General features: G+C 61.0%; 9 protein-coding genes and 1 pseudogene. 8 read left to right on the top strand and 2 right to left on the bottom strand.

Annotated features, from left to right (window positions below; all coding sequences use genetic code 11):
- The 3 genes and pseudogenes from B0O95_RS04780 to B0O95_RS04770 all read left to right on the top strand — a co-directional run.
- A partial coding sequence (locus B0O95_RS04780; RefSeq protein ID WP_146063983.1) for a transposase occupies window positions 1-302 on the top strand: 302 nt, incomplete at its 5' end.
- Between the two features lie 259 nt (window positions 303-561).
- Window positions 562-1,071, top strand: a complete 510-nt coding sequence (locus B0O95_RS04775) for a pyridoxal-dependent decarboxylase (protein WP_233203117.1) — start codon at window positions 562-564, stop codon at window positions 1,069-1,071.
- A gap of 234 nt (window positions 1,072-1,305) precedes the next feature.
- Window positions 1,306-1,446: pseudogene (locus B0O95_RS04770) on the top strand (IS110 family transposase); the annotation flags it as partial.
- Between the two features lie 173 nt (window positions 1,447-1,619).
- Here the strand turns inward: B0O95_RS04770 and vapC are convergent.
- Window positions 1,620-2,033, bottom strand: coding sequence for a type II toxin-antitoxin system tRNA(fMet)-specific endonuclease VapC (vapC, locus tag B0O95_RS04765; RefSeq protein WP_104076847.1), 414 nt, complete (start codon window positions 2,031-2,033; stop codon window positions 1,620-1,622).
- Window positions 2,033-2,173, bottom strand: coding sequence for an AbrB/MazE/SpoVT family DNA-binding domain-containing protein (locus B0O95_RS16040; protein WP_199180429.1), 141 nt, complete (start codon window positions 2,171-2,173; stop codon window positions 2,033-2,035). Before B0O95_RS16040 ends, vapC begins: the two co-directional genes overlap by 1 nt.
- A gap of 179 nt (window positions 2,174-2,352) precedes the next feature.
- On the opposite strand from B0O95_RS16040, the gene B0O95_RS15790 reads away from it, so the two are divergent.
- The 5 genes from B0O95_RS15790 (at window position 2,353) to B0O95_RS04745 (ending at window position 6,253) form a co-directional block, all read left to right on the top strand.
- The gene (locus B0O95_RS15790; RefSeq protein WP_233203116.1) at window positions 2,353-2,517 is read left to right on the top strand and encodes a hypothetical protein; all 165 of its coding nucleotides are present in this window, start codon (window positions 2,353-2,355) and stop codon (window positions 2,515-2,517) included.
- Window positions 2,518-2,814: 297 nt separating this feature from the next.
- Window positions 2,815-4,038 carry a TCR/Tet family MFS transporter gene (locus B0O95_RS04760; protein WP_104076888.1) on the top strand — a complete coding sequence of 408 codons (1,224 nt, stop codon included), beginning with the start codon at window positions 2,815-2,817 and terminating at the stop codon, window positions 4,036-4,038.
- 288 nt (window positions 4,039-4,326) lie between these two features.
- Entirely contained in the window at window positions 4,327-4,701 is a 375-nt protein-coding gene (locus B0O95_RS04755) for a surface-adhesin E family protein (protein ID WP_104076846.1), read from the top strand.
- Window positions 4,702-4,803: 102 nt separating this feature from the next.
- Entirely contained in the window at window positions 4,804-5,235 is a 432-nt protein-coding gene (locus B0O95_RS04750; RefSeq protein ID WP_233203115.1) for a CHRD domain-containing protein, read from the top strand.
- A gap of 103 nt (window positions 5,236-5,338) precedes the next feature.
- Window positions 5,339-6,253 carry an alpha/beta hydrolase gene (locus tag B0O95_RS04745; protein ID WP_104076844.1) on the top strand — a complete coding sequence of 305 codons (915 nt, stop codon included), beginning with the start codon at window positions 5,339-5,341 and terminating at the stop codon, window positions 6,251-6,253.
- The last annotated feature ends 15 nt before the right edge of the window (window positions 6,254-6,268 follow it).

Below are 6,268 nucleotides of genomic sequence, written 5' to 3'. Positions count from 1 at the left end.
CGGGCTTGAGCGGTTCGCCGCGCAAACGCCCGGGCACACTGCATGCGGACAAGGGCTACGACTTTGCCCGCTGCCGACGCTATCTGAAGCAACGCGCAATCACTGCACGCATCGCCCGTCGCGGCGTAGAAAACCGTGAGCGGCTCGGACGGCATCGCTGGGTAGTCGAGCGCACGCACGCCTGGTTTGCCGGTTTTGGTAAGCTGCGCATCCGCTTCGAGCGGCGCCTGGACATTCATATCGCCTTGCTCTGCTTGGCCGCTGCCGTTATCTGTTCGCGCTTCGTGGACGACTTGTGTTAGCGACTCTAAACCAAAATGTCGTGAAGATAGAAACCTCTGCTGCGATGACGGCGCTTGAGTGTCAGGTCATCGGGATGCTGCATAAGCTGGTTTTTGGTCAGGACGATGCATTTTATCGAAGATGGCTGCATAGCGGCGATCATGCGCTCGGTGGATTCTGCTCGGGCGGCACAGTGGCCAATCTCACCGCGCTATGGGCGAGCCGCAATAATTTATTGCGCCCCCGGCTGGCTTCGCCGGAGTCAACCGCGTCGGGCTCATGCAGGCGCTTCGCCATTACGGCTACGACGGGCTCACTATCCTTGTATCGGAGCGCAGGCACTATCCGCTGCGCAAGGTCGCGGGTGTGCTTGGGATCGGTTGCCTTCACCTGATCCAGGTTCCTGTGGATGCAGCGGACCGAATTCGCATTGACGCATTGCGTGCGGCCGTGCGCGACCTACAGCGCTGCAATATTTGTCCGATGGCGATCGTGGGCATGGCGGGAACTACCGAGATGGGCGCTATTGATCCGCTCGATGCGCTCGCCGATGTGGCGCGCGAGGCCAACTGTCATTTTCACGTCGACGCAGCCTGGGGTGGTGCAAGCCTGATGTCGGCGCGTCACCGTCCCGAGCGGTGGCAGGGCAGGGCAATCGTCTTATTTCGCGTGGTCCTCGCGAACCCGACGACCACGCGCGCGATGTTAGACGACATTCTGGCCAAGCAGCGCATGCTGGCAAGCGTGAGTTCGCGCCTGCCGGATCTGATGGCGTTGACAAGCGGTTAAAGCACGCATGCAAGCTTGTTAAACAGAAGCCGGGTGGCTGGTTCGGTTTGTGTTTGGCGTTTTTTGAACTTGCGCTTCACAGTTATGAAAAAACGGTTACCTCGTAAGTCAGTATGACTTTCCGTGAGACAGTGGCTGGCCTAGCGTGGGGCATTCAACGCGGGTTAGCATGACTGCCAGAGCCGCATGGGTGGGCATGGGCCACGCCCCGGCAACTTTCCCACGGAGGCCAGCGTGGACAACGATAGCACGCTATACGTTGGTTTGGATGTGCATAAGGAATCGATCACAGTCGCCTATGCCATCAACGGGGGTGAAGTCGAATCGATGGGCAAGATTGGAACGACGCCGACGGATATCGCTCGCCTATGCAAACTACAAACCGGTGAATTTGTTAACTAGCGTCTCAGTCAACAGTAACTGATAGCGTTTCTCAGCCTTCGCCGGGCGGGGCGTGTTGCGCTTGGGGAGTGCAGCAGCGCGCACTGGTGGGCGCGCAAGATTGCCGCGCTCGGCCGCTCGGGTTCGGCTTGGACGCCTTTACGTGGCTACAGTCTCGCAGGCGCTACCCAATCCTCGACACGTAAGCCAGGCACTCGGCCAAACTCCCGGACATTGTTGGTAACCACAACCAATCCCTCACTTCTAGCGTGCGCTGCAATATGCAGCTCGTTTACACTGATTATTTGCCCCTCACGTTCAAGCACTGCACGAATGTCGCCATAATGGGCAGCGGCCTTAGCGCCATAGTCCAAAATTTCTAAACGGGACACAAAATCTTCTACTTGTCGGCGATTATGGTCTGGTCTTGAGCTCTTTTCGATGCCGTGCTGCAATTCAGCATAGGTTATGGTACTGATACACATCATTTCCGTATGACGGTTAAAATTATCCAAGATTTCTATGGGACGGAGTTTAATAACATAGATGGCGATGTTCGTATCCAGCATGTATTTCAGCATTACAGCGCTTCCCTTTCTGATTGCCTTTGCGAGGCACGCTCTTGCATAAAATCATCTGTCACTGATTCATTGAAACGAGCGTCAACGGGCAGTCGAACAGCTTGAGTGCTGTTGTTCTTGAACACGGTTCTAGTTTCCATAGCATCTCCTCTGGTATCGCGGCGACAAGCGCGGGGCCTGCTCAATTCTCGAAGCCGATTCTGAGCCGGCGGCCCGCGCGATGATCGAGTCGTTGCCGTTGGTCAAGGCCGGGATGCTCGAACTCGAGCACCTGGTGCCGCTATTGCTTTAGCGGCTCGATCCTACACATTCCGCACACGTGTACCGCGGGGTGATCGCCGCCTACGGTACCATCGAGCGCGACCTGATGGTCCGGCTGTGGAGCCACCTGGGCGGGCACGGCGACGTGCTGCCGGTCAGTCGTGCCGATGCGGGCCTGTCCAGCAGATGTGACGGGCCGATCCAGCGTACCGGCCATCGGTGAAGGCCCATGTTCGCGCAACTATCTCGATGACGCGGCAACGGATCGCGATGTTCGATCGAAAAACGCTTGCGTTTCATGGCAAACCACCCCCTGCTTCAGGGTCAAGTTTGCCGCAAAACTCGCTTTCGAGTCGGTCCAGAATTCCTAAAGCAGATCAGTATTCCATCCACGCTAAATCTAACACTAGGCTGTAGGCTTTCACGCTGTATTATCGCGTCTCGTGCATTGCACCACCGTCGCCGCCCATTGATGGTCGTGAGCGCCATCATTCAACCCGTCAACGTACCGTACTTCCTTATGAACCCGGCTCTTGGCATCATTTTGATGATCGTTACACTCGCCGCCATCGGCGGCGGCATTGTCATTCCTGTGTTGCCCAGCCTGCTGCACGAGTTGAGCGCCACCGAGTCAGTCGCCAGCCAGTATGGCATGCTGCTGGCCGTCTACGCGCTGGCGCAGTGCCTGTGTTCATCCATGCTCGGCGCGCTCAGTGATCGTTTTGGGCGCCGCCCGATGCTGCTGGCCTCGCTAATCGGCGCCACGATTGACTATGCCGTGATGGCCATCGTCCCCTCGCTATGGGTGTTGATAATCGGCCGCTTGGTGGCCGGCATGACGAGTGCTAACTTGGTGGTGGCGACCGCCTATCTTGCCGATATCGCACCTAGTGGGCAACGCGCCAGTCACTATGGTTACCTGCACGCCTGCTTCGGCCTGGGTCTGGTGGCCGGACCCGTGCTGGGAGGCCTGCTAAGCCAGGCTTCGTTACGGTCTCCGTTTATCTTTGCTGCGCTATTGAGCGCATTGACTTTTGTGCTGGCCTGGCGGGCGCTGCCCGAATCCCATCACCCGCACCGCCGCGCGCTAGCCTGGAAAGAGATTCACCCTTTTGCCGCGTTGCAGGGTGTCATTCGGCATACTGGTGTGCTGCCGCTGCTGGCCGTATTTTTCATCATAGCGTTAGCAGGCCGTATACCGCATTCATTGTGGCCGATCTATAACGAAAACCGTTTTGGCTGGGACCCGCGCATGATCGGGATGTCACTGGCGGTGTTTGGCTTACTGCGCGCACTCACGCAGAGCTTGATGGTCAAGCCGGCCTCAGCGCGACTGGGCGAACAGCGAGCCATCCTGCTGGGTCTGGGCATCGAGGGATTGGCGTATGTAATCATGGCTTTTGCGTCCCGCGGCTGGGTCGTATTTGCCGTGATGCCGATGCTGGTCACCGGTGGAATCGTGTTGCCCACGCTGCAAGCGCTACTGTCGCGGCGCGTGGCACAAGATAAGCAAGGGGAATTACAAGGCGCGCTGGCCAGTGTGCTGAGCCTGGTAGGCGTGATCGGGCCGCTGGTGGCCACTACACTCTACGCATTGTCCTACGCATCATGGACTGGCTGGGTGTGGCTCGTCGGCGCACTCCTGTTGCTGGGCGGCATGCTTATATTGAACCGATTGTTGCGACAGTGGACTGCTCCTGATCTAAACGCTAACAAGCCATCGAGGCAATTGTCGGGCACGTGAAACAGAATCACGGCATGCACCGCTATAAGCGCTACAATCTAGCAGCCGCCCCGGCGATAAAGGCGAGCGAGCGCCCCAGGTGCCGGTTGCGTGCGCCCGCGCAGAACCGGGCGGCCGGGTCAAGTATCCGGTGTAACGCCCGTTAATGTTCCGGTACAGGCGTCAATGCTGCGTACGTTGGATCATATCGCGCCGGCGCAGGGGCCGGCCTGGGGTACTGGGCTGTAGTCATTGCGGAGAGTAACAATGCGTCGAGTCTGGAGGCGCGCACTTGCATGCAGCGCGGCAATGGGGATCGGAATTGGCATCGGGATAGCGGGCGGCTCGGCTCAAGCGGTCCAGTGGATAAACCTGTCGAGCGCGCGCGAGCTGTCATTCGAGTTGGACGCCGACAGCGCGCGCAAGAATCCAGGCGGCTACCTCGTCTATTCGACACGGACCACGTGGCGGGACACGGCGCAGCCGCCGGGCGCGATCGGCGCGGTGGCGGTGTCGATCGGTCGCTCTCAGATGGACTGTCACGCCAAGCAATGGCGGCTGCTCGAATCCCGCTATAAGCGTGGCGATGGGTCGCCCGCCGGCGTCTACAAGCCGGCAAGCGATGCCTGGATCGATATCGGGCCGGGCACCGTGATGGAGAAGATCTACGCAAGGCTGTGCTAATCAGCCGCACGGGGCGATTTCCGTTAGTATGGGGGGCGCTGCGGGTCCGAGCAGTGCGGACCCGAGCAGGAGCGCGTAACCCGTCCAGAGACGAAAATGACCATGACCCGTCTGTTCGCCACCGTTGCCACCCTGCTGGGCGTTGCCGGTTCCAGCCTCGTATATGCCGACACCGTGACTTTCAAGGCCGATCTTCAGCCATCGAGCGAGGTGCCGCCGAAGACGAGCCGGGGACACGGCACGCTCGACGCGACGTATGACACGTCGTCGCGGGTCCTGCAATGGACTGCCGCCTACGCTGACCTGTCCGGTCCGGCGAGTGCCGCGCACTTCCACGGGCCCGCACCGGTCGGCCAAAATGCCGGCATCCAGGTGCCGGTCGACAAGCATGCGCTGGCCAGCCCGATCCTTGGCCATGCGATGCTGAACGACGACCAGGCGGGCGAATTGCTGGCCGGCAAATGGTACTTCAACGTCCATACCGCGCAGAACCCGGGCGGCGAGATTCGCGGACAGGTGCTGCGGACCAACTGACACCGGGTCGCCGCGGGCATTGCGGGCGCGCGCTAACGTCGTTTGCCCACGCGCTGGCACTGCCACGCCGTTATGATGGAACCCACACGTAAAGGGAGCTGCGGTGAGTTGGCAACGCGTCGTCGTGTCATGGGGGCTGCGCCGGTATTTTCGGCCCTATACCGAACTGCCGAATATCAGCGTGAACCGCGTGCGTGCGCGGGCCGACAAGTGTCTGTGGACACCGAGGGTGCCGGCTGGATTTCGACTGCGTGAGCGCTATGCCAGCGAGTGCGCGCCATTGGCCGGCGAATGGCTCGAGCCTGAGCCGCCGGCGCCGGACCGCGGTCGCCCGCTGATCGTCTATTTGCACGGCGGCGGCTACTACTTCTGTTCGCCGCGCACGCATCGCACGATCACTTTCGAGCTGGCGGCACGGGCGCGGGCTGCGTTGTTCGCGTTGGACTACCGGCTCGCCCCCGAGCATCCGTTTCCGGCCGCGCTGCACGACGCGCTCGCGGCTTACCGCGCGTTGCTTGCATGGCACGCGCCCAGATCCATCGTGATCGCCGGCGATTCAGCCGGGGGCGGCCTCGCGCTGGCAACGCTGGTCGCGCTGCGCGATGCGGGTGAGCCGCTGCCGGCCGGGGCCGTGCTGTTCTCGCCATGGACTGACCTGGCTGCATCCGGTGCGTCGATCGTCTCCAATCATGGACAGGACCCGATGTTTGCGGGGCCGGTGATCGGCCGCGCGGCGAAGCTGTACCTCGGCGACGCGTCGCCGGACCATCCGCTGGTTTCCCCCGTCTACGCAGATTTGCGTGGGTTGCCGCCGCTGTTCATCCAGGTAGGCAGCACCGAGGTGCTGCTCGATGACGCGGTGCGCGTCGCGCACAATGCGCGCATGGCCGGCGTGTCGACGCAGTTTCGGATATGGCCGGACATGCCGCATGTGTGGCAGATCTATGCGCCGTTTCTCCCGGAGGGGCGACGCGCACTGCGGGAGGCGGCACAGTTCGTGACGCGCGTTGCGGCGTGACGCGGCGCGCGTTGT

The sequence above is a fragment of the Mycetohabitans endofungorum genome, assembly GCF_002927045.1.
GTDB classification, from domain to species: Bacteria; Pseudomonadota; Gammaproteobacteria; order Burkholderiales; family Burkholderiaceae; genus Mycetohabitans; species Mycetohabitans endofungorum.
This window is presented reverse-complemented; position numbering and strand designations above follow the sequence as displayed.

Excerpts from the sequence above, each read along its gene's own strand:
- B0O95_RS04755 (WP_104076846.1), top strand. The coding sequence starts at position 4,327 with ATGGGGATCGGAATTGGCATCGGGATAGCGGGCGGCTCGGCTCAAGCG.
- B0O95_RS16040 (WP_199180429.1), bottom strand. The coding sequence starts at position 2,173 with ATGGAAACTAGAACCGTGTTCAAGAACAACAGCACTCAAGCTGTTCGA.
- vapC (WP_104076847.1), bottom strand. The coding sequence starts at position 2,033 with ATGCTGAAATACATGCTGGATACGAACATCGCCATCTATGTTATTAAA.
- B0O95_RS04750 (WP_233203115.1), top strand. The coding sequence starts at position 4,804 with ATGACCCGTCTGTTCGCCACCGTTGCCACCCTGCTGGGCGTTGCCGGT.
- B0O95_RS04760 (WP_104076888.1), top strand. The coding sequence starts at position 2,815 with ATGAACCCGGCTCTTGGCATCATTTTGATGATCGTTACACTCGCCGCC.
- B0O95_RS04775 (WP_233203117.1), top strand. The coding sequence starts at position 562 with ATGCAGGCGCTTCGCCATTACGGCTACGACGGGCTCACTATCCTTGTA.